Genomic DNA, 20,775 nt, shown 5'->3' with positions numbered 1-20,775 from the left:
AATCCAGATGAGCGGAAATCCATCTGATATGAGGGTCGAGCGCAAGCCGAAGCTCTTCGAGAATGTCGCGCAAGCCTTGCGGGCGCAAATTCTCGCCGGCGATTTCGAAGTTGGCGAACGGTTGCCGACAGAGCTCCGTATGACGGAAATATTTGGCGTCAGCCGGACGGTTGTTCGCGAGGCCGTTGCGGCTCTCGCGGCCGACAATCTCGTGGAAGCCAGACACGGCGCAGGGGTCTTCGTGCTGGATCATCCAACGCGCAAGATCAGCGCCATCACCGCGGATATGGGTAACCGCATCAGCCAGGCGGTCAATGTGCTTGAGGTCCGCATGGGCATCGAGATCGAGAGCGCGGGCCTGGCTGCCCAGCGGCGCAGCCCCTCGCAAGAGGCCCGTATCCAGGAGGCATTCTTCGAGTTCGAACATCTGCTGAAGCTGGGCGAGCCGACAGGCAAAGCTGATTTCGCCTTTCATCGGGAGATCGCTTCAGCAACCAACAACCCGTTTTACGTCGAGATTCTGGACGCCCTGGGTGACCGCACCATTCCATGCGATCGGAATTCCCCCTGGTATTCCGTCGAGGTTCTTTCCCAAGAGTATCTCGGCGGCCTGCAACGCGAACATCTGCGGATTCTGCAGGCAATATCTGCTGGTGATCCGGATGGCGCGCGTGATGCCATGCGCGCGCACCTGGCTGCCGCGCAGGAACGCTACCGCAAGCGCCTTTCGGGCCAGCAGGCAGACTATACCCTACAGGTTTCGCCACCCGCCCGCATCCGAACATTTTGAACGATGGAAGAAGAGTGACATGACAGTTGAATATACCACCCGTTTCGCGATCGACCCCTTCGCCACCGGTGCAATGGGTACGGATGAACTACGCCACAATTTCCACATCGGCAATCTCTTCGAACCGGGACGGATAAATCTCACCTACACGCACTACGATCGCATGATCCTCGGCGGTGCTGTTCCCACCGACGGCCCGCTGAAGCTGGAGGCTATCAAGCCGGTCGGCACGAAATCCTTCCTTGAGCGCCGGGAGCTTGTGGTCGTCAATATCGGCGGCCCGGGTGAGGTCGTCGTAGGCGATGGCGCCCATGCGCTCGACACGCGCGATATGCTCTACGTCGGCCTGGGCGAGGAGGTGGCGTTCACCTCCAAGAGCGCGGCAACGCCCGCGAAATTCTACATCCTGTCGGCGCCCGCCCATTGCAAGTACCCGACTCGGCTGATCACGCTCGGCAACGCCAAGCGTCTCGATCTGGGAAGCCAGGAGACGTCGAACGAGCGCTCCATATTCCAGTTCACCTCCACGATCGAAACCTGCCAGATCGTCGTCGGCATGACGCAGCTTGCAAAGGGGTCGGTGTGGAACACCATGCCCGCGCATGTGCATGACCGCCGCATGGAGGCCTATCTCTACTTCGACGTCGCAGACAACGCCCGCGTCTTCCACTTCATGGGCGAACCGTCGGAGACGCGGCATATCGTGATGGCGAACGAGGAGGCGGTCCTGTCGCCGGTCTGGTCGATCCATTCGGGTTGCGGCACTTCCAACTATGCCTTCATCTGGGCCATGGCAGGCGATAATGTCGACTATACCGACGTCGATGCCGTTGCGATCGGAGACATGCGATGAGCGATCTTTCCGCCTTCAGCCTTGACGGGAAGCGCATCGCCGTGACCGGGGCCAATACGGGCATCGGGCAAGGTATCGCCGCTGCCATCGCTCGCGCCGGCGGCACCGTGATCGGCATTGGCCGTTCGGCCATGGACGAGACGGCACGGCTTGTCGAGGCGGAGGGCGCGAGCTTCCTGTCGGCAAAGGCGGACATCGCCGATTCGGGGGCTGCGGTTTCTCTGCTGAATGAACTGATGGCGTTCGCTCCGCTCGATGGACTGGTCAATAATGCCGGGATCATCCGCCGCGCCGATGCGATCGATTTTACCGAAGATGACTGGGATGACGTCATGGACGTCAATCTGCGGTCCATGTTCTTTCTCTGCCAAGCCTATGGCCGCAAGTGCATCGAGATGAAACGCCCCGGCCGCATCGTCAATATTGCCTCACTTCTGTCTTTCCAGGGCGGTATCCGGGTAGCGTCCTACACCGCGTCGAAGCACGGCGTGCTCGGAATTACGCGCCTGCTTGCCAACGAGTGGGCAGCCAGTGGCATCAACGTGAATGCCATTGCCCCGGGCTATATCGAAACCAACAACACCGAAGCGCTCCGCAACGATCCGGGCAGGAGCAAGGCCATCCTCGAGCGTATTCCTGCCGGGCGCTGGGGCGTGTCTGACGACATCGGCGACGCGGCAGTCTTTCTGCTCGCCCGGGCATCGAACTACATGCATGGTGTTATCCTTCCGGTAGACGGCGGATGGCTGGCGAGGTGATCATGGTTCAAAGTGCCGATATTTTCGTGCGGGCCTCCGAGGGCGTCTGGGACAAGACGCCTGACGGAAATCTGCGCCGCATTCTATGCTACACGGATGAACTGATGATGGTCGAGTTCGCCTTTGAAAAGGGCGGAGAAGGCTGGATGCATTCCCACCCACATGTGCAATCGAGCTATGTCGCCGAAGGCCTCTTCGAGGTGACGATCGACGGGCGCACGGAAATACTGAAGGCCGGTGACAGCTTCATCGTTCAGTCCGGTCTCAGGCACGGCGTCAAGGCGCTGGAGAAGGGAAGGCTGGTTGACTGTTTCACTCCGCATCGGGCTGATTTTTTATCGACTTAGGCTATCCTTGCCCGGCCGCACTGACGCGCTGTCAATCGGAAACCGAGGGGATTGTCCCGGTAGACCTCTGTTAGGCCACGCGGTCGTCTCAGGATCGATGTGCGAGGCCGGATCGGGAGATAGGTTATTGTGCGGCGCTGCCGGAGTTCCTCACCCGTCACCCCGACTCGACATCGAACTGCGCGTCACCGATCGGGCGGTTTAACGTCGAGGAGAGCGTCGACTGCGTGCTTCGGGTCGGACCGCTACGCGATTCCGGTCTGATCGCCCGCAAAGGACGCTGCCGCGCATCTTGCCCGGCGATATCGGCGTCGGGTCGCGGAGCCTCAAGCGCGTTTGGCGACAGGGAATAAACCGGGATGCCCGCGCGTCCAACGACAAACGGTCAGGCAACTTTCTATTCGAGGATGCCTATCATGAAATCTCGTAGAGTTCCGCTCCTAATGGGTGTCTTTTTCGCAGCTGTCACAGCCGGTTGTGTCAGTACCTCAACACAGAGAACTGCAACGACGGCGACAAGCGGGGGCTATGGCTCCGATCCGGTGCTGCCGAAACCGAAACCTACGCTGTTCCCGACCATCAACATCGCTGAAGCAACGGGATGGCCCGGCGGGGCGACCCCGAAACCAGCAAAGGGCCTGAAAGTGAACGCTTTTGCCCGCGACCTCGACCACCCGCGCTGGATGCATCTTCTGCCGAATGGCGACATACTCGTCGCCGAGACGAATGCGCCCGCCAAGAAGGACAGCGGCTTCAGCCTGCGCAAGGTCTTCATGGCTCAAGCCATGAAGCGAGCGGGCGCGGCGACCAAGAGTGCCAACCGTATCACGCTGCTCCGGGATACGGACGGCGATGGGGTCGCCGATCTGCGCACCCCCTTCATCGAGGGCCTCAATTCGCCGTTCGGCATGGCGCTCTTCCATGGAAAGCTCTATGTCGCGAACACCGATGCCATCGTCGCCTATCCCTATTCCACCGGTCAAACAAGGATAACGGCGCGGCCGCAAAGGATCGTCGGTCTGCCGGCGGGCTCCATCAACCACCACTGGACCAAGGACCTGATCGCCGGCCGTGGAAATGGCAAACTCTATGCCACCGTCGGCTCCAACAGCAATGTGGGCGAGAATGGCATGGCGGCAGAGAAGGACCGTGCCGCGGTACTAGAGATCGACCTTGCCAGCCGCAGGACACGGGTTTTTGCTTCCGGCTTACGAAACCCCAATGGGCTTGCCTGGAATCCCCAAAGCGGCAAGCTCTGGGTGACCGTCAACGAGCGCGACGAGATCGGCGACGATCTGGTGCCGGACTATATGACTTCCCTGCGCGAGGGGGGCTTCTACGGCTGGCCTTACAGCTATTTCGGCCAGAATGTCGACGTTCGGGCCAAGCCGCGCAGGCCGGACCTTGTCGCCAGTGCCATCAAGCCCGACTATGCTCTGGGCGCCCACACCGCGTCACTGGGGCTCACCTTCGATCAGGGCTCTTCGCTTCGGCAGCCATACCGCGGCGGCGCCTTCGTTGGCCAGCACGGCTCGTGGAACCGAAGGGTACACAGCGGCTATAAAGTGATCTTCGTGCCGTTCCGCGACGGGAAGCCGGCTGGCGGGCCGAAAGACATCCTCACCGGCTTCATCGGCGCCGGCGACAAGGCGATGGGCCGCCCGGTCGGCGTCACGTTCGACAAAACGGGTGCGCTGCTGGTCGCCGACGACGTTGGCAACGTCATTTGGCGGGTGACGCCGGTCAAGCGCGGCAAATGACCTGACCTTCTCGCTTGGTAGAGAGGCGGCCGGATCCTTCGTCAGGGTTTGGAGCCGTGTTGCTCGGGCAACTCCCCCGGCCGAATGACAGGTGTCTTACCTACGTCCGGTGTCGGCTCGACAAGTTCACTATCGCCGACCCGAGGCGGCTTTAGGACTCCGTTGCATGCATCGAGCTTGTCGCCGAACGATTTCGGATTGCCCTCGACACCTGGATCGACGCCGCAGCGATCATTGTCAACGGCGGGGGCGGTCCCTTCAGCCTTTACTGGCGAGGCATGGAAAACTGAGAATGCCAGCACCAACGCCGCAACAGATTTTCCCGCTAGTGTGTGTTTCATCCTCCTCGTCCTTCGATCTAAACTCCGGCCGGAGGGGACGGAGCCAACCACAAGGCAAACGCGACCTCGCCGGGTTGGTTCCGTCAACATCGACGGGGGAGTAGGCAAACTCGCGAGAGCTTGGGAGTCGGACGGGATGCGAATTTCGTGCGCCCCTGGACAGGCTGTTTTAGGATCTGACATTGATGCGCTGTCCAGTAGCGAAATCGGTTAACGGAGTTATTGGCGGGGTGTCTTGCGGTCGACTGCCTCTCTGGCCGGAGCGCTCCAATTGCAAAGCGCCGACAACGACAGCGCCGGGCCGGAAATTCGCACACCGCCATGCGGGAACAATACGCGACCACCGTTGGTTCTCTCTCTCGGGCGCTCTGGAGTTCTTCCCCTGCGAGCATGTAGCCACAGGGGTCAAAACAGGGAGGCTTAGATGTCGCTGACACTTGTAAGTTCCGCTTTCCCCGATGGCGGCAAGATTCCAAGGAAATTTTCAAGGCTGGGCGAGAATCTTTTTCCGCCGCTGACTTGGACTGGTGCCCCAGACGGGGTGCAGAGTTATGCGTTGATCGTCGAAGACCCTGACGCGCCCAGCGGCACATTCAGACACTGCGGCATTTTCAATATTCCGGCCGAAGTAAACGAGTTGCCGGAGAGCGCGGATACGGCACCCGGTGGCGGCCCTCGGTTTTCGGAAAATGATTTCGGCAACGCTCGCTACGACGGGCCGCAGCCGCCAAAGGGTCATGGCGTGCATCACTACCACTTCCGGCTCGCGGCGCTCGACGTTCCAAACCTCTCCGTGCCGTCGTCGGCCGGGATTGCGGCGATGTGGCGCGAGGCCAGGAAGCATATCCTCGCCCAAGCGGACTTAACCGGAACGTTCGAGGTTCCATGAGCCGACCCGGTCATGGACGTTGAAACGCTCGGACCGGGCGCTGCAAAGGCTTCGCCATGCCCAAAGAGACAAATCATCCAACCGTTCTTATCGCGGGCTCGACAGGCTTTCTTGGCTCTTGTGGCCCCACCTTAAGACTGCTTCAGGGTGCCTATGCGTCGAATGTTCAGGTAGTTGAGGCAATCGACCATGTCGTCGACTTCATCGAAGTCCAGACAGTCGAGCTGGATGTTCTTATAAAAGGTCGGCTGTCCGGTGAAGATATCGATCACGGACCAATACTCGTCTCTGTCATTTTTCCTTGCGCTATACCGGAGGTTACGCATCGGTCATCCTAACATGAGCCTGAAGGTGATGCGGTTCGGGCGCCGATTCTGGCGCCGTCCCGGTGCCCCTGCTGTCGCTCAGAAACGTGAGAATGGCCTAATTTGTTCCTTTGAGCCGGATCGTTCAGTTTCACGGGTCGGATAGCCCATCCCAGTAGTCTGCAGCCGCAACTGCAGGGGGCCCGTTGATCGTGAGCTCCGCGCGGGCGAGGCAATGCTTGACGAAGGTATCGGCGTCGCGTTGGCCCTCGGTCGTCTGTTCATCGCCAACCCGGACCTGTCCAACGCATCACCCCACTCGCTCCGGACGACCCGCCAACATGGAGAGCCGAAGCGCACGAACGCAATGTGCCGCGCAGCCCTCAGAAGCTGCGCGACTTTGGTTTCAGTTCTTCTTAGAGGTTGCGATCGAGAAAGTCGTGAATGAGCGGCGCCATCACGTCAAGCTTGTCCTCCAGCGCGAAATGGCCGGTATCGAGAAGATGCAGTTCGGCATCGGGGAGATCACGAAGATAGGGATGCGCGCCCTCGGCAGGGAAGATCTTGTCGTTTTTGCCCCACACGATCAGCGTCGGCGGCTTGCGATCACGGAAAAAGGCCTGGAATTGCGGATACAGCGGCACATTGGTGCGGTAGTCATAGAAGAGATCCAGCTGAATGTCCTTGTTGCCGGGACGGTCGAGCAGCGCCTGATCATGAATCCAGTTATCGGGACTGATGCGGCTCAGGTCGCTCATGCCGTCAGTGTACTGGAATTTCGTGGTCTCCAGGGTCACCAGGCCAGAGAGCCCGTCGCGGCTTTCCTTCGAGGCGTCGGTCCAGTATTTTTTGATCGGGTCCCAGAATTCGCGAAGACCCTCATCATAGGCATTGCCGTTCTGTACGATAAGAGCCGTGACGCGATCCGGATGCTTCAAGGCGAGACGATAACCGACGGGCGCACCATAATCCATGACGTACATGGCGTATTTTTTTGCACCAAGGTGACCCAGCAAACTGTCGACGAGGTCGGCATAGTGACCAAAGGTATAGGCGAATTTGGTATGGTCCGGAGCGTCACTCTGACCAAAGCCCGGATAGTCCGGCGCGATGACTCGATAGCGGTCGGCGAGAAGCGGCATCAGATTGCGGAACATATGCGAAGACGTCGGGAACCCATGCAGCAGAACGACTACGGGGCCGTCTTTTGGACCGGCTTCGCGGTAGAAGATGTTCACACCATCGATCGGTGCGACCCGGTAGTGGACGGTAACGGGAGCCTGCTGGGTGATGGCTTCTTGGTCGAGCGTGGACGACGCTGCAAAGGACATGGGGGTAAAGCTGACGGTAGCCAGCATCAGGCTCATGATCAGGCGGTTCATGGCGGTCTCCTTAGGGTTTGAGGCGCCGACTGCGGCTGCCTTGGAAACCAACATATCTTTCCACTGAAAAACGATAATCTGTTCAATGTGGAAGTGATAATTACAACACATGAAATAATGACCAAACGTCACGACTTGAGCGGTAATCCGCCCCTCAACGACGGGATCTAGTTCAACAACCGGTTTTCCCGCAGGCGCGCTGCTGCCATGTCAACGAATGCCCGAACCTTGGCAGGCGCGTGTCGCCCTTCCGGATGAAGGATGTGTATCGGCATTGGCGGCTCTTCATAGTCGCTAAGTACGATCTGCAGCTCCCCCGCTAGAAGAGCCGGGCCGATCTGGTAGTGCAGGACGCGGGTGAGCCCCCAGCCTGACCGGGCGGCTGTGATCACGGCGTCGTTGGTGTTGCATTGCAGAAGGGGGTCGATCGTCACCCGCTGATCATTCGCGAAACGCCATTCCGGCGATGCCCAGGCGCTTGTGGACGCGGCGATGCGATGGTTCTTGAGGTCGGCCGGCGTGGTTGGAAGGCCGTGACTCTCGAAGTAGCTCGGGGACCCGCAGATGACATGGCGAACAGTTCCGACCTTTATGGCGGAGAAACCTGAGTCCCGGAGATGGCCGATTCGGATGGCCACGTCCACCCCTTCTTCGATGATGTTGACGGGACGATCGATGAACAGGGTCCTTGCATGCATGGTTGGGAAGGTGTTCAGGAACTCGGTCACGATAGGCAGCACATACATCTGCCCGAACAATACTGAAGCCGTGATGGCTAGCGTACCGGTTGGAGTCGCGTAGGAACCACCCGCGGCAGCCTCCGCTTCGGTGATATCCGCCAATATGCGGCGGCAATCTTCGAAATACCGTGTGCCTGCCTCCGTCATCTTGACGGAGCGCGTCGTGCGCACGAAAAGGCGGGCGCCAATCAGATCTTCAAGCGCTGCGACAGCGCGGGTGACAGCCGGCGCACTCATATGCATGTGGCGCGCGGCATCCGCGAAACTTCCGGTCTCCGCAACTTTCGCGAAAATCCGCATTGACTGCCATCGGTCCATTCGCCCCTCAAAGATTGCTCGTGTCGATCAACGTGACCGTCGCCCAGAAATGTATCAATCCCGAAACAGATCGAGCAAGACAGTTTCGAGATTGATACCAATGACATGGCTGGAGATGTCATGAAAGGTCGTCGATTGCCTGTGCTGATCGCAACAGGGATCGGCTGGTGCAGGAAGCCGCCAATCTTTCCATGTCGGCGCGGGCTTGTGCGTCGATACCGGCTTTCATGACGCACTCGCGGTGCTCGGCGTCGGGTTTGCAGGCCAGGCCTATCGGCATGGAAAGCTGGAAATCGAAGCTCGAGCCCTTGCGGGCCATATCGACTTCAGCCCCCGTAACGCCGAGCGCCTTCGCATCCATTTCTGCTGTCGGGCAAAATGGGATCACCGCGTCCAGCGGCAAGCGCCAGCTCGATCGACAGCCGTGCCCGCGCAACGAGCTTGAAACCTGCCGTGGTGGCGACCTCCCGCTCCGGACCTGGCGTTAAAAGCCGAAGTCGCTCAAGCCCGGGTGATCGTCAGGCCGGCGACCGAGCGGCCAGCGGAACTTGCGCTCCGCCTCCGTGATCGGGTGCTCGTTGATGCTGGCATGCCGCGCCAGCATCAGCCCGTCCTCGGCGAATTCCCAGTTCTCGTTGCCATAGGCACGAAACCACTGACCGCTGTCGTCGTGATATTCGTAGGCATAGCGAACGGCGATGCGGTTGCCCTGGAAAGCCCAAAGCTCCTTGATCAGCCGGTAGTCGAGCTCGCGGTTCCATTTGCGCCTGAGGAAAGCTTCAGCCTCGGCACGATTGGTCGCGAATTCGACGCGGTTGCGCCAACGTGTATCGAGTGTATAGGCGAGCGCCACCTTGGCTGCATCGCGGCTGTTCCAGCCATCTTCTGCAAGGCGGACCTTTTCGATGGCGCTCTGTTCATTGAAAGGGGGAAGTGGCGGACGAGACATGGTTCGATTCCTTATAGGTTGGAAATGGATAGTGTGGGGTGGCCGCTGCCCAGGCGACTACCGACGGTTAGTCTTGCTGCAAGCCGATGCGGGGGCATCGATTTCGGGAACGGCCGTCAGGCCGTTGAGAGCGGTGCGCCGAATGCATCAGAGGGAAGCGTCAGATTTCGAGCTGGATCCGGTTTTCCTCACCACCCTCCTGTGCGGCGGGAACCGAGCAGCACAGCAGCACTTCACCTTCGGCAATCGCCGCCGTCGGTTCCTTGATGTAGGTCACCGCGCCCTTGGTGAGCTTGGTGCGGCATGTGCCGCAACTACCTTCCCGGCAACTGAATTCGGGGCTGAGGCCGCGCGCCTCCGCCAGCTCCAGCAATGTGCCGGCCTCGGGTGTCCAGCGGGCTTCCTTCAGCGATCCCATGAAGGCGACCGATACAGGTTTTGTGGATGGTGGTCGACGAGGGGGCGGCCTCACCCAGGCATCGGGCGTTCGCTTCAGGGATGACGGGCCGAAAGCCTCCGCGTGAATGCGGCCATCAGCAATATTATAGCCGCGCAACCCATCGTATAGTGACTGGGTGAACTGCGGCGGCCCGCAGAGGTAGAAGTCATAATCGTTGAACGGCAGGTGGCGGGACAGGAGCGACATGTCGATGCGCCCGATGGCGTCATAGTCAGCGCCTTCTTCAGCGCCACTGGCGTCGCTCAAGACCCGGATCAGCCTCACCGCGCCTCGCGCTGCGTTGACGAGCTCGGCGATTTCCCGGTCGAACGGACGCTCCTGCCTGGATCGCGCCGCTTGAAAAAGAAAGATCGGCCGGATGCGCTGCTTGCGCAGCCCCTCGTAGACAACGTGGCGCAATATGGCAAGCAGGGGCGTGATCCCCACTCCGCCGGCAAGCAGTACCGCCGGACGGGTAGCGCGGGCGTCGATGGCAAAACTGCCGGCCGGCGCGCGCGCCTCGATCGTGTCGCCGACGCGGATATGATCGTGGAGGTGCTGCGATGCCGCGCCGTCGCGCTTGACACTGATGCGGTAAAGGCCGTCCGAGGGTGCCACCGACAGCGTATAGGTTCGGACGACAGGTCTGTCGACGCCTGGCACGCTGATGCGGATCGGCAGATGCTGGCCGGCAACATGCGGTAGCAAACCCGCCCCATCGCTCGGCTGGAGGTGAAATGAACGGATGGAAGCGCTTTCTTCCACAGTCCTGGTCACGGTCAGGACGCGCCACCGTGTGGCGAGCTCCGCAGCGCGCAGCCGGTCGGCCGCCTGCGCCCAATCGCCGGTCATCAGCGAATTGGCGGACCAGCCGTCGTCCCGCAAGGACCAGCGCAGTGCCAATGCGTTCCGCCCACGGATGATCCGACGTGCCTTGAACGTCCACAGTCGTTCGGCGCCCTGAAACGCCGCGATCTCCGGTGAATCGAGGATAAGCTTGGCGTCACCGGTCATCTGCAGCATGTCGCCGCTGGTATAGTCGACGAAGACAAGCCCGGCCTTGCCGTTCAACAGCATGTTGCCGAGCGTCGCAAAGAAGAGGTTGCCGTCGAAGTCCGGAATGGTGAGCGTGCCGTCGTCTGCAACGCGAACGAAGCCGGCCTTGCCGCCGCGATGCGACACGTCGACCTGGCGTCGATCTTCGCGGTCGGCATAAGAGGCGACAAAAAACGCATCCGCGGCCGTGATCATGGCGCGTGCAGCACCATCGAGCTCGGGCAGGTCTTCGACGACGCCGGAAAAATCTCCGCCGGGGTCACGGACGAATTCGAAATCCCGCAGCTGGATGTAACGCGGGCAGTTTCCGAAGCTCTGGTCGACATCCACGCGGAACCCGTTGGGTGAATTGGAGACGAAGCCGTTCATGCGGTTGCGCCGCCTTGTGTGCATCTCCATGCCAAGCAGGCCGATTGGCCGGCCCTCGACCAAACCCTTGCTTGCGGGGTCGCTGGGATCTCTTCTGGCCGCGATATTCAAGGTGGTCGACGATGGAGAGGAGATGAAGCCCGGGCGCCCTTCAAGCAAGGTTGCCCAGGCGTCACCGCGGTCGTCGACGCTGCCCAGCACGATAAACGGCAGTTGCGCGTAGAAGTCGCGATGCTGGTCTGGCATGAAATCCCGGATGACACGCTGGCCGACGGCCGCCATGCGTTCGGCGACGCCGACCGTCTGTTGCAGATAGGTCTCGCCTTCGTGCCAGCCCGGCAGGGACTTCAAGGTCTCGTTCATGTCCTGTCTCCCCGACAATGAAGATCGGGCGCACGCAAGCCGCCCGCCCGTGCATCAAGCGGCAAGGCCGACGGGCGTTTGAACGAAGGGGACGAAGCCCGGCAACGCTTCGACACGACGAAGGAACGCGTCGACGGCAGGGTAGGTCGAGAGGTCGACGTTGCCTTCCGGCGCACGGGCCACATAGCTGTAGATCGCAACGTCCGCGATCGTCGGCCCGTCGCCGACGAGCCAGTGGTGATCGGTAAGTCGGCCTTCGAGCTTGCTGAGCAGCGCATGGGCGCGGCCGATGACCTCTTCGGGATTATACTTGGCGCCGAAGACGGTGATCAGCCGCGCCGCGGCCGGACCATAAGCCACTTCACCGGCGGCAACCGACAGCCAGCGCTGGACGGCGGCGGCGCCCTTGGCGTCTTCGGGCAGCCAATCCGTACGGGCGGCTTTCTTTGCCAGATAGACCAGGATGGCGTTCGAATCGGCGATCACGACGTCATTATCCTCGAGCACCGGCACCTGGCCGAACGGGTTCAGCTTCAGAAATTCCGTCTTCTTGTGAGCGCCGGTCTTCAGGTCGACCTCGACCAGTTCGTGGGGCAGGCCAAGCAGCGAGAGGAACAGACCTGCCCGGTGCGAATGACCCGACAGCGGATGGTGATAGAGTTTCATCGTGCGCTCCTGCGAACATTTCTGGCCGGGTCCATTCCCGATCTGCATGCCGAAGGTGCGACAAGTGGCCGCCAATGAAAATGGCCGCGTTGCACAGTTCACAATTACAGTTGACGCAATAATTCCAAGGGTGATGACCAAGATCAACGCGACCGGGCGAAGAGGCGCGGCCCGAGATGTGCCATTTCGATCACGAATGGAAGGATTTCTTGCCGAGACAATGGCTTCAACATTAAGACGCTTCTCGGATTCTGCCGCCTAGACATGAAAGAAATGCACAACAACATCATGATAGCTGAATGGATTGGGGCTGCTCACGGCGCAGGGCAGGCGCTCGTCCGGTAATGATCTGGCGGAGCACCGCCTGGGACCGGACTGGACCTCTAGGGAGCGGTTTCTGACCGAAAGCGATCATTTTGACCGCTTGCGAAGCACGTATGAGCAACTGCTCGCGCACTAAAGCATCCAGCCGGAGCTCGGTCACAACAGCCCGGTGAGGGCAACCCATTGAAAATATACGTAGTTGGAAAGCCATGGGCCCCGTCGCGGCGCGGGCGGCCAGGGCCGAATCCACCATCGGCGGGAAAATGCCCCTCGGTTCCAAATACTACCTGCGGCCGAGATCCACCTGCGCCACCAGGCCTTGGGCGGAAACCACGATTCGCCCGCGCTGCGCCGTCTCAGCATTCAACAGTATTTATTAGTGCACAGGCCTGCATGACAATGAATATCAACACTGTTATGAGAACAGCTGTGAGAAAAGGAGAATAGAATTATACCCTAATAAAGTAGAAGGCGATGGAATGGAGCCCAGCAAAATGTCAGATATCGATCGGCCACCGCATGATGCGCCCTCCGACATCGACAGAAATCTCATCGATGAACTGGTTTCGTTTTACAACGGCGCGCTTCAGCTCATCAATTGTTCCGCCCTCTTCGAGGAAAAGTATAAAGCCGTCTTTGAGACACACCCGACTATATGGCGCGCATATCCGGAACTTTTGGTCCCCGAGGGCAAATCAACTGTGGAGTCCGTGCTTGCCGTTGGCTTTCCCCGAAGCGTGGACATCATATCTGCCCCATCCGGGTCGGTTCGCACACTGCTAATCTTTCGCACGGAAAGTGGGCTGGGCGTGATCGAGACAAGAGGGGGCACAGCTCTTTCGGAAACGCACGTTTCTGCTGATTCTGAGCGCGCCCTTCTATTCCACCAGGCAAGGCACGACGCGTTGACTGGCTTGCCAAATCGGCGACACTTCAGTGACCAGTTGCAGACGAGTCTACAGTTGCTTGGCAGCGGGCGACTTGCGCTGATCCAAATCGATCTCGATGAATTCAAGCCGGTCAACGACACACTCGGTCACGCGGCCGGCGATATCGTGCTCAAGATGACGGCCGATCGAATTCAGTCTGCGCTGCGCCAAGGGGAAGTCGCCTATAGGCTCGCCGGAGATGAATTTGTGGTCCTTCAATGCTGCGACGACCAGCCGGCCAAGGCGGAGCGTCTCGCCGCATCCCTCGTGAGCGCACTACGAGAACCTTTCATGATAGATGGGATCAACGTGTTTGTCGGCGCCAGCATCGGAATCGCCATTGCACCGGACGACGGGCACGACGGCGAGCAGTTGATGAAGGCCGCCGACATTGCGCTCTATGCTGCGAAGAACGATGGACGTGGCCGGGCCAGAACGTTCAACCGGTCGATGCTCGTTATGCTTGAGCAGCGCGAGATGCTGAGGCGAAGCTTACGCGTAGCGCTCCAGGAAAAGCAGTTTTTCATTGAATACCAACCGCTCGTCGGGTTGTCGCGGGGGATCGTCGGTTTTGAGGCTCTGCTGCGGTGGCACCACCCGTACGCCGGAGTAATACCGCCGGCCCTGTTCATTCCCATGGCGGAGGCTGACGGTCTAATGGGGAAGATCGGGGAGTGGGTGCTTGAACAGGCATGCCGCGAAGCAACAACCTGGCCTCCGCATTTGATCGTTGCTGTCAATCTCAGCCCAGTCGAGTTTCTGCGGAATGGCCTCACCGATCGTATCGCCGGCATTCTAGATGCTGTCGGACTTCCAGCCGATCGACTCGAACTGGAGATAACCGAATCGGTCTTGCTTGAGCGCACGACCGACAACCTCGATGTGCTCAACACCCTCGAGGTCTTGGGCATTCGGATCGCGCTGGATGACTTTGGCACCCACTACTCCTCACTGACCTATTTGAAGAATTTTCCATTCGACACGATCAAGATCGACAAGTATTTCATCAAGGACATCCAGACCAATCGCAAGTGCCAGATCATCGTGCAATTTATTATCGAGCTTGCTCACGGATTGGGGATGTTTGTGACGGCAGAAGGTGTTGAGAATGCTGGCGAGGCCTCATGGCTCGAAAGGAAGAAGTGCGATCGATTGCAGGGATATCTGTTGGGGGCGCCGATGCCTGCTGAGGCGATAAGAGATTTCCTTCGGCAGTCATCGTTTGTGCTGCAGGCCTGAATGCACTATGGGCGGTCTTCAGCCATCTAGAAATGCCACATGTCCACTTGCACTGAGGCACGCCCCCGACCGGATCGGTTGGGAAGAATGACGATATCGCCGTCAGCAACTGCGGGCTGGGGCCTTTGCATTTCGGACGAGCTATGGAGGTGTGGAATTCGTTGTAAAGGCTGTTTCCAGCGCCTAAGATATATCGGCGTCAAAGAGCAAAGATAGCGCATTGGCGTTCTTTGATCCAAAGGATTTGCTGGTGGCCGCTTCTCTGAAATTTCCCATCGTCGGTATCGGCGCTTCCGCCGGCGGCATTTCCGCGATGGAAGGCTTCTTCAGGGGACTCCCGGACAACTGCGGCATGGCATTCGCTGTCGTCACGCACCTCAGCCCCGAACGCGAAAGCCTGCTGCACGAGGTGATCGGACGATATACCCACATGCCTGTCAAGGTCGCGGAAGACGACATGCGCATCGAGCCTGACGCCGTTTATGTCATGCCGCAAAATGCCATTCTGACAATCGACGATACCCGGCTGCGTCTCCACACGTCCAACGTCCAAAATCGGGAACGAAAGCCAATTGACGTCTTCTTCAGCACCCTCGCGAAGGACCAGGGTGAACGTTCGGTGGGCATCATTCTCTCTGGCGCCGACTCCGATGGTACGTTGGGCTTAAAAGCCATCAAGGAAAATGGCGGCCTCACGATGGCGCAGCTCCCGAATGGATCAGGCCCCCACAATCCCGATATGCCACAGAGCGCGATCGCCAGCGGCGTTGTGGACATCGCCATCTCCGCTGAAGAAATGGGCCAGAAGCTGGTTTCGTTGGCAGGCGGCCTAAATTTGAAGGGCAGTCTGGACGGCAGCGAGTGGAAGGAAGAAGACAAGAAACTCGTCGGCGCGCGCGACGCGATCTGTGCCGAGCTGCGCGGTCAATCGGGCCATGATTTTTCCGGCTATAAGACGAAGACGTTCTTCCGCCGGGTGAGGCGGCGCATGCAGCTTGCCCAAGTCACGTCTATCGAGGCCTACGTCGAACGGCTGGGGACGGATCCTGGCGAGGCGCAAAGCCTTTTTCGCGACCTCCTGATTAATGTCACGAATTTCTTCCGCGACGCCGACGCGTTCAAGGCGCTTGGCGAGGTCGTCGTGCCTCGTCTGTTCGAAGGACGCACCGCCTCAGACACGGTGCGAATCTGGATACCAGGCTGCGCGACCGGCGAGGAGGTCTATTCAGTTGGGATTCTTTTACGCGAGCACATGGAAACTCTTACCAAAATTCCGCGCGTTCAGATATTCGCGACCGACATTGACGAACCTGCCATCGCGGTGGCACGTGCGGGACGCTATCCCGAACCGTTGCTTGAGGCGGTTTCAAATGAGCGTCGACGGCGCTTCTTTGATAGGGACGGCGCGAGCTATGTGCTGAGGAAGGATGTCAGGGAACTTTGTATCTTCTCCCCGCACAGCGTGATCCGCGATCCTCCCTTCTCGCGGATGGACCTGATATCATGCCGCAACCTGCTCATCTATTTCGGCCGGGATGTTCAGGCGCGCGTCATACCGACCTTCCACTATGCGTTGAAACCCGGTGGCTATCTCTTTCTGGGATCGTCGGAAAGCATCAGCGAGCACGGCAACCTATTCGCCACAATAGATAAGAAACATCGCCTGTTCCGGGCACGACCGCATGCTCAAACCGCACCGCGTGTGCCGCTGACAATTGCCAACAGCCTATCGAGCGGCGCGCATTTTCACACAGGCGAACGGTTCGCGACGGTACGTTTTCCGTTGCGCCAAGCGGTGGAGGCTCAGGTGCTTGAGCGGTTTTCACCGGCACATGTCGTGGTGAACGCCGAAGGCGACGTGGTGTATTACTCGGCGAAAACTGGTAGATACCTCGAGGCTGTTCAAGGGGCGCCGACGCGACAGCTGCTGACGCTCGCGCGCCGTGGCCTGCGCCTCGACTTGCGATCGGCCCTGCGCGAGGCGATTGATACACGCTGCACGATTGTACGCGACAACGTCGCCGTCGACGAGGACGAAGACCGTGTTCAATTCGTGACGCTCACCATCGAACCCCTTTCTGATCGTGGTCACGGCGAAGCGCTGTTCCTCGTGCTGTTCGAGCCGGTCGGCGCGGCTCGCAATCGGACCGAACTGGTGCAGCAGGAGCAAAGCGCCGACGGCACGGCCGACCTGGAGCACGAACTGCGCGAGACGCGCGAGCGCCTGCAATCGACCATCGAAGAATACGAGACAGTGCTGGAGGAGCTGAAATCCTCCAACGAGGAGCTGGTCTCGGTCAATGAGGAATCGCAGTCGGCCAATGAAGAACTCGAAGCCTCTCGGGAAGAGATGCAATCGCTCAACGAAGAGCTCAATACGATCAATGCTGAGCTCAGCGGCAAACTGGAGGAACTCGACCGGGCCAACAGTGACCTGAAAAACCTTTTCGAGGCCACGCAGATCGCCACGGTTTTCCTTGATCGCAATCTAGTTATCCGCAACTTCACGCCGGCTGCCTCGACATTCTTCAATCTGCGCCCCGCTGATGTTGGTCGCCCGTTGACCGATCTTGCCTCGCAGCTCGAATATCCCGAATTGAAGACGAACATCGCCGAGGTATTCGGGACGGGGAACATGATCGAGCATCAGCTTGCTCGTAACGAGGAGGGTGCGCACTATCTTGCGAAATTGATCCCATATCGTGACGGCGACGGTCGGATCGAAGGCGTAGTTGCGACGTTCATCGACGTCACGCGGCTGGCGGAGTCCGAGGAGCACCAACGTCTGCTGATCTCGGAATTGAACCACCGCGTAAAGAATATGTTGTCGGTGGTGATCAGCATTGCCAACCATACGCTGAAAAACGCCTCGTCACCGCAGGAGTTCAACGAGGCGCTGGTCGGGCGACTGCACTCGATGGCGCGCGCCCATGCCCTGTTATCACGCGAGAACTGGGCGGAGGCGTCGGTCGATGAGCTCGTTCGACAGGAGATAGAGCCTTATGGTCTCGGCCGGTTTGAGACGTCCGGACCGGCGTTGCGACTGAAGCCGCAGCATGGGCTTTCCCTCGGTATGGTTATCCACGAACTGGCGACCAACGCCGCCAAATATGGGGCGCTGTCGGTTCCCGAAGGCAGCGTCGCTCTGCAGTGGACGAGCGACGGCATGACGATGGCTCTCACGTGGCAAGAGCGCGATGGGCCGCAGATCGGTGAGCCAGAGCGGACGGGTTTTGGCTTCGCCCTGCTAAAGGGTGAAATCGCTTATCGGCTCGGCGGCACAGTGGGAACTTTCTTCAAGTCAGGGGGTTTGGAGGTGCAACTCTCGTTTCCGCTGCAATAAGGCAAACTTCCATGGCTGGGCAGCCGCGCGTGCTGATTGTCGAGGACGAGTGGCTGGTCGCCGAGGACTATTCGTCGACGCTCCGAGCGGCAGGATATGGAATAGTCGGTCCGACCCCATCGGTCGAAAAAGCACTCGCCTTGATCGCCGACACTGAGATACGGGTGGCACTGCTCGACATAAATTTGAACAGGGAAACGTCCTATCCGGTCGCTGAACGACTCGCTGAATGCAACATACCTTTTGCATTTATGACCGGATACGCGACATATGACTTGCCGACATCACTGTCCGGTCGGGTGGTCGTTAGCAAGCCGATATCCGAAGCTGCTTTACTTGCGACCGTGAGGCAGCTTCTAGTCGAGGCAAAATGACCGCTCTCTTGACATTTAAGCGGACCGCCATGCGTTGACTTGGAATGAGAATGGACGGCCGTCGCGGATCGCCTCAATTGTCGCGAACTTTCACACTTCAGCGTGCACTCGTCTCATCAAGGCGATCGTCAGTTGCCGTTTTTATCTTCGGCCCTTGCGAGCCTCTGTGCCTTCAGTGCTTCACTCTTCTTGCGCGTCGCCGCTCGCTCTTCCTCTGCGATCGTTTTGGCTGTCGCTTTTGAAGATTCGAAGTCGCCGTAGGGCGAAGGGCCTCTCGTGCGGCGTTTTCTTTTTTTGACCTCCCACATATCGCCTCCGCGCAATGATGCTCGAAGTATGTCAAAACAACAGCGTATAACGCACAAGACGGATTTTGGTTGCGAGACCCAATGGGATTTTATTGCCGTTGAGAAAGTGCCCGACTTTTTCGGAGGGTCAGCAGCCAGCTTGGCGGCACAGTGGGAACTTTCTTCAAGTCAAGGCTTTGGAGGTGCAACTCTCGTTTCCGCTGCAAGAAGGCAGACTTCGATGGCCGGGTAGCCGCGCGTGCGATTGTCTTGGATCAGTGGCTGATCGCCCGGACTATTCGTGGACGCTGCGAGCGGCGCTGTATGCAATCGTCTGAGCCGTTCGAGGGAGCACTGGCATTGAGCGGCGACACTGAGGTATGGGTGGCACTCGAAAACCCGCACGGTGGTCGGGCCCGGTTCCCTGGCCCGCAGTCCTCGCTACGAATCTAACATCGTCCAGGCCAGCGACCATTCGTCCTTGCCGCCAGCATTGTGGGTATAACGTCCGTGGCCGGCGGCATCGCCAGACCCCGTATTCGTCAAAATCCACGCGGGTGGAACTCCACCCGGTAGTTTCAGTTTCGTGAGCGCATCCTGCATCTCGTCAAGCGTCGTGACCCGTTGAAGATAGTGCACGCCCGGCGCTCGTAACGTCCACACGTACTGCGTCATCGGATACCGTGACCTTGGCTTCGCGACGAAGTTACTTGTGCCGGCGGTGGCTTGTCCGAGCCAGGTGGTTTTCGCTTTGGAGACGTGCGGGATTGATCGCGATCCTCTTGATGGGCCAGGGCATGGTCACAGACGACCTTGGTCAGCGCCTTGAGCGTTTCCCACNTGTCCCATCCAGCGGCGGTGAATTCATCGATCAGGTCGACGATCGAGTAGTTCAGGGCCTTTTGCAGCTCNGAGCGGTAGCCAGGATCGCCGATCGGAAGGCGTTTCGAATGGGGGGTTTCCATGGCGATCTCCTTTAATAAGGAAAACATAAAATAGACGCGTTTGTTCCAAGGGTCGGTAAGGAAACAAACGCGTCTTAGCCCCGCCAACGTCNTAGTNTGGCGGGGATCTCGTCCGCCTTCGAACTCCGTCCTATCCGATCACTTGCCCGGCGCGAGCGGCGATCCGTCCAGAGATGTCTCGAACCGGCTCGCGCATCTGAAAGGCACGGCGGACCCCGCGGGGCAGAAGCGCCTTCAGGTGCTCGCGGCCCGAATCGACACTGACGATGGGTGCGCAAGGCGTCATCGAACGATGGTGATCGCCGGGATAGAGGCGCGTGAATTCAGCGAAGTTCGCAAAGCCTTCGATGTTGCTGGCCGTGAGAAGGAACGTCTCGGCCGGGACACCNTCGGCCAGGATCACNTCATGGCTGTCGAGCATGATCTGGTAATACTCGATCGTCTCTCGGTGCGGAGCNGGTGCAATCGANGTGCCGTTGACCAGGTCCTTCACCCTGATCAGTACGCCATCGATCAACAGCGCGTGGCCGGGAGAAAGATAGAGATCCCGATGAGGCGTGCTGTGGCCAAGCGCGTGCCGCCAAATACGGATCGGCACGACGGCATCGTTCCAGGATGAACCGTTCCGCCTGTAGGCGTGGCGACCGATCCATTTGACCGCCCGGGCTTTGCCGTCCGCCGTTTCGACGCGATCGCCGATGTGAAGATCCTCGATGAAGACCTCGCCTGTCGGGGTCATGATGGAGGTGCCCCGCAGAAAGCACATCGGGCTGCCGCCGGACTGGCCGTGCCCGCCCGACTGGCCGTGGCCCCCCGACTGGCCATGCCCCCCGGACGGCCCATGGCCCTGGCCAGGGGAACCGCCGCCTGTTTTCCACCACGCCTTTCCCTTGGCGTGGGCAGTCGAAGGAGACAAAGCTGCGGCTAAGAGCGCGATTTTTGCTGTCGCCGCAGTCGCCAGTCCGAGGAAGTGGCGCCGCGCGCGATTG

General features: G+C 59.6%; 20 protein-coding genes and 1 pseudogene. 10 read left to right on the top strand and 11 right to left on the bottom strand.

Going from position 1 to position 20,775, the window contains the following annotated elements:
- The first annotated feature begins 7 nt into the window (after nucleotides 1-7).
- From A3AY_RS0120985 to A3AY_RS0120965, 6 genes and pseudogenes are all read left to right on the top strand, one after another.
- Entirely contained in the window at nucleotides 8-790 is a 783-nt protein-coding gene (locus A3AY_RS0120985; RefSeq protein WP_040669070.1) for a FadR/GntR family transcriptional regulator, read from the top strand.
- Between the two features lie 19 nt (nucleotides 791-809).
- Nucleotides 810-1,643, top strand: coding sequence for a 5-dehydro-4-deoxy-D-glucuronate isomerase (gene kduI / locus A3AY_RS0120980; RefSeq protein ID WP_018327643.1), 834 nt, complete (start codon nucleotides 810-812; stop codon nucleotides 1,641-1,643).
- Entirely contained in the window at nucleotides 1,640-2,401 is a 762-nt protein-coding gene (gene kduD / locus A3AY_RS0120975) for a 2-dehydro-3-deoxy-D-gluconate 5-dehydrogenase KduD (protein ID WP_018327642.1), read from the top strand. Before kduI ends, kduD begins: the two co-directional genes overlap by 4 nt.
- 2 nt (nucleotides 2,402-2,403) lie before the next feature.
- Nucleotides 2,404-2,748 carry a cupin domain-containing protein gene (locus A3AY_RS0120970; protein ID WP_040669076.1) on the top strand — a complete coding sequence of 115 codons (345 nt, stop codon included), beginning with the start codon at nucleotides 2,404-2,406 and terminating at the stop codon, nucleotides 2,746-2,748.
- 63 nt (nucleotides 2,749-2,811) lie between these two features.
- Nucleotides 2,812-3,020: pseudogene (locus A3AY_RS41530) on the top strand (LysR substrate-binding domain-containing protein); the annotation flags it as partial.
- Nucleotides 3,021-3,164: 144 nt separating this feature from the next.
- A complete protein-coding gene (locus A3AY_RS0120965) occupies nucleotides 3,165-4,508 on the top strand; it encodes a PQQ-dependent sugar dehydrogenase (protein ID WP_026203673.1) in 1,344 nt (447 codons plus the stop codon).
- Between the two features lie 41 nt (nucleotides 4,509-4,549).
- Here the strand turns inward: A3AY_RS0120965 and A3AY_RS39310 are convergent, their stop codons facing one another.
- Nucleotides 4,550-4,849, bottom strand: a complete 300-nt coding sequence (locus tag A3AY_RS39310) for a hypothetical protein (protein WP_154663318.1) — start codon at nucleotides 4,847-4,849, stop codon at nucleotides 4,550-4,552.
- A 424-nt stretch (nucleotides 4,850-5,273) separates the two neighbouring features.
- On the opposite strand from A3AY_RS39310, the gene A3AY_RS0120960 reads away from it, so the two are divergent.
- Entirely contained in the window at nucleotides 5,274-5,738 is a 465-nt protein-coding gene (locus A3AY_RS0120960) for a YbhB/YbcL family Raf kinase inhibitor-like protein (protein ID WP_018327639.1), read from the top strand.
- Between the two features lie 131 nt (nucleotides 5,739-5,869).
- On the opposite strand, the gene A3AY_RS0120955 is transcribed toward A3AY_RS0120960, so the two are convergent.
- The 7 genes from A3AY_RS0120955 to A3AY_RS0120925 form a co-directional block, all read right to left on the bottom strand.
- Nucleotides 5,870-6,064, bottom strand: coding sequence for a hypothetical protein (locus A3AY_RS0120955; RefSeq protein ID WP_018327638.1), 195 nt, complete (start codon nucleotides 6,062-6,064; stop codon nucleotides 5,870-5,872).
- Between the two features lie 395 nt (nucleotides 6,065-6,459).
- Nucleotides 6,460-7,425, bottom strand: a complete 966-nt coding sequence (locus A3AY_RS0120950) for an alpha/beta fold hydrolase (RefSeq protein ID WP_026203672.1) — start codon at nucleotides 7,423-7,425, stop codon at nucleotides 6,460-6,462.
- Between the two features lie 167 nt (nucleotides 7,426-7,592).
- Nucleotides 7,593-8,483 carry a LysR family transcriptional regulator gene (locus A3AY_RS0120945; RefSeq protein WP_026203671.1) on the bottom strand — a complete coding sequence of 297 codons (891 nt, stop codon included), beginning with the start codon at nucleotides 8,481-8,483 and terminating at the stop codon, nucleotides 7,593-7,595.
- Between the two features lie 118 nt (nucleotides 8,484-8,601).
- Nucleotides 8,602-8,844 carry a hypothetical protein gene (locus tag A3AY_RS0120940; RefSeq protein WP_018327635.1) on the bottom strand — a complete coding sequence of 81 codons (243 nt, stop codon included), beginning with the start codon at nucleotides 8,842-8,844 and terminating at the stop codon, nucleotides 8,602-8,604.
- A 123-nt stretch (nucleotides 8,845-8,967) separates the two neighbouring features.
- Nucleotides 8,968-9,432, bottom strand: a complete 465-nt coding sequence (locus A3AY_RS0120935) for a nuclear transport factor 2 family protein (protein WP_018327634.1) — start codon at nucleotides 9,430-9,432, stop codon at nucleotides 8,968-8,970.
- A 160-nt stretch (nucleotides 9,433-9,592) separates the two neighbouring features.
- Nucleotides 9,593-11,659 (bottom strand): 2Fe-2S iron-sulfur cluster-binding protein, encoded by a 2,067-nt coding sequence (locus A3AY_RS0120930; RefSeq protein ID WP_018327633.1) that lies wholly within the window; start codon nucleotides 11,657-11,659, stop codon nucleotides 9,593-9,595.
- Nucleotides 11,660-11,713: 54 nt separating this feature from the next.
- The gene (locus A3AY_RS0120925) at nucleotides 11,714-12,325 is read right to left on the bottom strand and encodes a glutathione S-transferase family protein (protein ID WP_026203670.1); all 612 of its coding nucleotides are present in this window, start codon (nucleotides 12,323-12,325) and stop codon (nucleotides 11,714-11,716) included.
- A gap of 818 nt (nucleotides 12,326-13,143) precedes the next feature.
- On the opposite strand from A3AY_RS0120925, the gene A3AY_RS0120915 reads away from it, so the two are divergent.
- The 3 genes from A3AY_RS0120915 to A3AY_RS0120905 all read left to right on the top strand — a co-directional run bounded on the left by A3AY_RS0120915 (nucleotide 13,144) and on the right by A3AY_RS0120905 (nucleotide 18,534).
- Nucleotides 13,144-14,817, top strand: coding sequence for a putative bifunctional diguanylate cyclase/phosphodiesterase (locus tag A3AY_RS0120915; RefSeq protein ID WP_026203669.1), 1,674 nt, complete (start codon nucleotides 13,144-13,146; stop codon nucleotides 14,815-14,817).
- A gap of 220 nt (nucleotides 14,818-15,037) precedes the next feature.
- The gene (locus tag A3AY_RS0120910; protein WP_018327629.1) at nucleotides 15,038-18,160 is read left to right on the top strand and encodes a CheR family methyltransferase; all 3,123 of its coding nucleotides are present in this window, start codon (nucleotides 15,038-15,040) and stop codon (nucleotides 18,158-18,160) included.
- Between the two features lie 11 nt (nucleotides 18,161-18,171).
- A complete protein-coding gene (locus tag A3AY_RS0120905; protein WP_018327628.1) occupies nucleotides 18,172-18,534 on the top strand; it encodes a response regulator in 363 nt (120 codons plus the stop codon).
- Between the two features lie 128 nt (nucleotides 18,535-18,662).
- On the opposite strand, the gene A3AY_RS0120900 is transcribed toward A3AY_RS0120905, so the two are convergent.
- The 3 genes from A3AY_RS0120900 to A3AY_RS0120885 all read right to left on the bottom strand — a co-directional run bounded on the left by A3AY_RS0120900 (nucleotide 18,663) and on the right by A3AY_RS0120885 (nucleotide 20,525).
- On the bottom strand, nucleotides 18,663-18,842 hold the full coding sequence (locus A3AY_RS0120900) for a hypothetical protein (RefSeq protein WP_018327627.1): 180 nt from the start codon (nucleotides 18,840-18,842) through the stop codon (nucleotides 18,663-18,665).
- Between the two features lie 420 nt (nucleotides 18,843-19,262).
- Nucleotides 19,263-19,496 carry a hypothetical protein gene (locus A3AY_RS0120895; protein WP_018327626.1) on the bottom strand — a complete coding sequence of 78 codons (234 nt, stop codon included), beginning with the start codon at nucleotides 19,494-19,496 and terminating at the stop codon, nucleotides 19,263-19,265.
- Between the two features lie 420 nt (nucleotides 19,497-19,916).
- Nucleotides 19,917-20,525: a Hint domain-containing protein gene (locus A3AY_RS0120885; protein WP_478000763.1), complete on the bottom strand. Its 609-nt coding sequence runs from the start codon at nucleotides 20,523-20,525 to the stop codon at nucleotides 19,917-19,919.
- Between the last annotated feature and the right edge of the window lie 250 nt (nucleotides 20,526-20,775).

Origin of the sequence: Rhizobium giardinii bv. giardinii H152, assembly GCF_000379605.1 — a bacterium.
Classification (GTDB): domain Bacteria; phylum Pseudomonadota; class Alphaproteobacteria; order Rhizobiales; family Rhizobiaceae; genus Pararhizobium; species Pararhizobium giardinii.
This window is presented reverse-complemented; position numbering and strand designations above follow the sequence as displayed.

Excerpts from the sequence above, each read along its gene's own strand:
- A3AY_RS0120985 (WP_040669070.1), top strand. The coding sequence starts at position 8 with ATGAGCGGAAATCCATCTGATATGAGGGTCGAGCGCAAGCCGAAGCTC.
- A3AY_RS0120955 (WP_018327638.1), bottom strand. The coding sequence starts at position 6,064 with ATGCGTAACCTCCGGTATAGCGCAAGGAAAAATGACAGAGACGAGTAT.
- kduD (WP_018327642.1), top strand. The coding sequence starts at position 1,640 with ATGAGCGATCTTTCCGCCTTCAGCCTTGACGGGAAGCGCATCGCCGTG.
- A3AY_RS39310 (WP_154663318.1), bottom strand. The coding sequence starts at position 4,849 with ATGAAACACACACTAGCGGGAAAATCTGTTGCGGCGTTGGTGCTGGCA.
- A3AY_RS0120965 (WP_026203673.1), top strand. The coding sequence starts at position 3,165 with ATGAAATCTCGTAGAGTTCCGCTCCTAATGGGTGTCTTTTTCGCAGCT.
- A3AY_RS0120940 (WP_018327635.1), bottom strand. The coding sequence starts at position 8,844 with ATGGATGCGAAGGCGCTCGGCGTTACGGGGGCTGAAGTCGATATGGCC.
- A3AY_RS0120935 (WP_018327634.1), bottom strand. The coding sequence starts at position 9,432 with ATGTCTCGTCCGCCACTTCCCCCTTTCAATGAACAGAGCGCCATCGAA.
- A3AY_RS0120905 (WP_018327628.1), top strand. The coding sequence starts at position 18,172 with ATGGCTGGGCAGCCGCGCGTGCTGATTGTCGAGGACGAGTGGCTGGTC.
- A3AY_RS0120960 (WP_018327639.1), top strand. The coding sequence starts at position 5,274 with ATGTCGCTGACACTTGTAAGTTCCGCTTTCCCCGATGGCGGCAAGATT.
- A3AY_RS0120950 (WP_026203672.1), bottom strand. The coding sequence starts at position 7,425 with ATGAACCGCCTGATCATGAGCCTGATGCTGGCTACCGTCAGCTTTACC.
- A3AY_RS0120925 (WP_026203670.1), bottom strand. The coding sequence starts at position 12,325 with ATGAAACTCTATCACCATCCGCTGTCGGGTCATTCGCACCGGGCAGGT.
- A3AY_RS0120930 (WP_018327633.1), bottom strand. The coding sequence starts at position 11,659 with ATGAACGAGACCTTGAAGTCCCTGCCGGGCTGGCACGAAGGCGAGACC.
- A3AY_RS0120895 (WP_018327626.1), bottom strand. The coding sequence starts at position 19,496 with ATGACGCAGTACGTGTGGACGTTACGAGCGCCGGGCGTGCACTATCTT.
- A3AY_RS0120900 (WP_018327627.1), bottom strand. The coding sequence starts at position 18,842 with ATGTGGGAGGTCAAAAAAAGAAAACGCCGCACGAGAGGCCCTTCGCCC.
- A3AY_RS0120970 (WP_040669076.1), top strand. The coding sequence starts at position 2,404 with ATGGTTCAAAGTGCCGATATTTTCGTGCGGGCCTCCGAGGGCGTCTGG.
- A3AY_RS0120915 (WP_026203669.1), top strand. The coding sequence starts at position 13,144 with ATGTCAGATATCGATCGGCCACCGCATGATGCGCCCTCCGACATCGAC.
- kduI (WP_018327643.1), top strand. The coding sequence starts at position 810 with ATGACAGTTGAATATACCACCCGTTTCGCGATCGACCCCTTCGCCACC.
- A3AY_RS0120945 (WP_026203671.1), bottom strand. The coding sequence starts at position 8,483 with ATGGACCGATGGCAGTCAATGCGGATTTTCGCGAAAGTTGCGGAGACC.